Source organism: Roseateles sp. (assembly GCF_046300915.1).
Taxonomy (GTDB): Bacteria; Pseudomonadota; Gammaproteobacteria; order Burkholderiales; family Burkholderiaceae_C; genus Kinneretia.
Genome location: NZ_JBKCLH010000005.1, coordinates 1 through 2636 on the forward strand (window position 1 = coordinate 1; position 2636 = coordinate 2636).

General features: G+C 72.1%; 2 protein-coding genes. Both read left to right on the forward strand.

Annotation, left to right across the window (positions count from 1 at the left end):
• Positions 1–158 precede the first annotated feature (158 nt).
• Complete coding sequence (locus ACK5F2_RS00225) at positions 159–950, forward strand: SDR family oxidoreductase (protein WP_409861939.1); 792 nt, start codon at positions 159–161, stop codon at positions 948–950.
• A 185-nt stretch (positions 951–1135) separates the two neighbouring features.
• A partial coding sequence (locus tag ACK5F2_RS00230; RefSeq protein ID WP_409861940.1) for a DUF5916 domain-containing protein occupies positions 1136–2636 on the forward strand: 1501 nt, incomplete at its 3' end.

Below are 2636 nucleotides of genomic sequence, written 5' to 3' on the forward strand. Positions count from 1 at the left end.
TTTCTCAACCGCGAGCTGCTGCGCTCCCATCTGCCCACCCGGCTGCGCTACGCCGGTGGCGACATCCAGGCACGCAGCTTTGAGTACAACCACCTGGACGGACGCCTGAGCTTCGGCGGCCGCAGCCACGCGCGTATCGACCCCCGAAGCCCCCGCCCATGAGTGCTCTAGTTTCCGCCGCCCCCCTGGTTTTCATCACCGGCGCCTCCAGCGGCATCGGCCAGGCCCTGGCCCTGCGCTACTACCGCGCCGGCTACCGCCTGGCCCGGGTGGCGCGCCGCGAGGCCGAGCTGCAGGCCTGGGCGCGCGAGCAGGGCCTGGAGGCCGGCCGCTGGGCCGTCTACGGCGCCGATGTGCGCGATGTCGCCGCCATCACCGGCGCCGGCCGCGCCTGTCTGGCGGCCCAGGGCCTGCCCGATGTGGTGATCGCCAATGCCGGCATCAGCATCGGCATCGACAGCGCGGTCTATGAAGACCTGGAAGTCATGCGCAGCATTTACGAGACCAACAATCTCGGCCTGGCCGCCACCTTCCAGCCCTTCATCGCCCCCATGAACGCGCGCGGCAGCGGCGCCCTGGTGGGCATTGCCAGCGTGGCCGGCATACGCGGCCTGCCCGGCCATGCGGCCTATTGCTCCAGCAAGGCCGCCGTGATCAGCTATTGCGAGAGCCTGCGCGGCGAGTGCCGGCCCTCCGGCGTCAAGGTCGTGACGATCTGCCCCGGCTATATCGACACCCCGCTGACGCGCCAGAACCGCTACAGCATGCCCTTTCTGATGCAGCCGGCCGACTTTGCCGACCGCGCCTTCGAGGCCATCACGGCCGGGGCCAGCTACCGCGTCATCCCCTGGCAGATGGGCGTGGTGGCCAAGCTGCTGCGCCTGCTGCCCAACGCCCTGTTCGACAAGCTGCTGGCCGGGCGCCCGCGCAAGCACCGCGCGGGTAGCTGAAGCGAGCCGTGCGGGCTTACACTGCGCACGCTTTCCCGCCCGAACAAGGCCATCACCATGCTCAAGGTTCTCCACCCCTGCTAGGGGCGCTCACGCGACCTCTGCCACCTCGGCCCCGCCCCAAGCCTGGCGCGGCCTGCCCGTGATGAGCTGCGGCGCCGCCCCATGGCTGCGCCCCTGAGACCATGATGATGAACCCGCGACTGAACCCGCTGGCCCTGGGCGCCCTGCTGTGCCTGGCCGCCAGCCTGCCCGCCGCCGCTTCCAATCCGCAGGCCCTGCGCCTGCCCGCGGCCGAGGCGGCCGGCCTGCGCATCGATGGCGCCCTGGACGAGCCCGCCTGGGCCCGCGCGCCCGTGCACGAGGCCTTTCATACCTTCCTGCCCGAGGACGGCCAGCGTCCGCCCTGGCGCACCACGGTGCAGGTGCGGGTGCAGGGCGATGCCCTGGTCTTCGGCATCCGTGCCTATGACGACGCGCCCGAGCGCATCCGCGCACCGCTGACGCGCCGCGACCAGGTCAAGCGCGACCAGGACTTCGTGGCCGTGCTGCTGGACCCGGTGGGCCTGCGCCGCTCGGCCCAGTTCGTGCGCGTCAATGCCGCGGGCGTGCTGGCCGACGGCGTGTTCACCGCCGAGGACGATGTGGAGGACTTCGCGCCGGATTTCGAGGTGCAGGCCGCCACCCGGCGCCTGGATGACGGCTACAGCGTGGAGCTGCGCTGGCCCCTGGCCGCCCTGCGCTATCCCGATGCCAGCTGCCCGGCCGCTGCGCCGCCCCAGGCCGATTGCGGCGCACGCCCCTGGCGCCTGATGGTCACGCGCAGCGTGCCGCGCGAGTCCAGCCACTTGCTGGTCAGCGCCCCGCTCAGGCACGAAGCCCTGAACTTCATCGCCGAGCTCCAGCCCCTGGAGGGCCTGGGTGATCTGGTGGAGACGGTGCGCGAGCGCAGCTTCCTGAGCCTGCGCCCCGAGCTGACCGCGCGTGCCAGCCGCAGCCGCGACCCTGCAGGGCGGCTGCGCGAGCAAGACCTGTCCCTGGGCGCCGAGATCAAGTGGCGCCCGCGCGCTGACTGGGTGCTCGACGCCACGCTCAACCCCGACTTCTCCCAGGTGGAGCTGGACACGCCCCAGCTGGCCGGCAACACGCGCTTCGCGCTCTCGGTGCCCGAGAAGCGGCCCTTCTTCCTGGAGAGCACCGACATCGCCGGCTCGGCCGAGCTGGACGACAGCGGTTCCCTGCGCTCGCTCGCGGCCTTCTACTCCCGCGCCATCACCGACCCCGATTGGGGCCTGCGCGCCACCTGGCGCGGCAGCGATGCCCAGGCCACCCTGATGCAGCTGCGCGATGCCGGCGGCGGTGAGCTGCTGCGCGCCCATGCCTATGGCACCGAGTCCTACCGCCAGCCGGCCGGCTCCACGGTCAGCTTTGCGCGCGGGCGCTGGCACCAGGGGCCCTGGTCCCTGGGCGGCCTGCTCTCGCAGCGCGACTACGGCGCCGGGCGCAGCAACCGCGTGCTCGGTCTGGAAGCCAGCTGGCATGCCAGCGGCAGCGATCTGCTGCGCGGCCAGCTCCTGCTTTCAAGCACCAGCGTGGGTTTTGACGCGGACCAGGGCGACCGCCCCCTGGCCCAGGCCGCCCAGCAGGGCCAGCACCTCTGGCTGAGCTGGCAGCGCCGCAATGAGG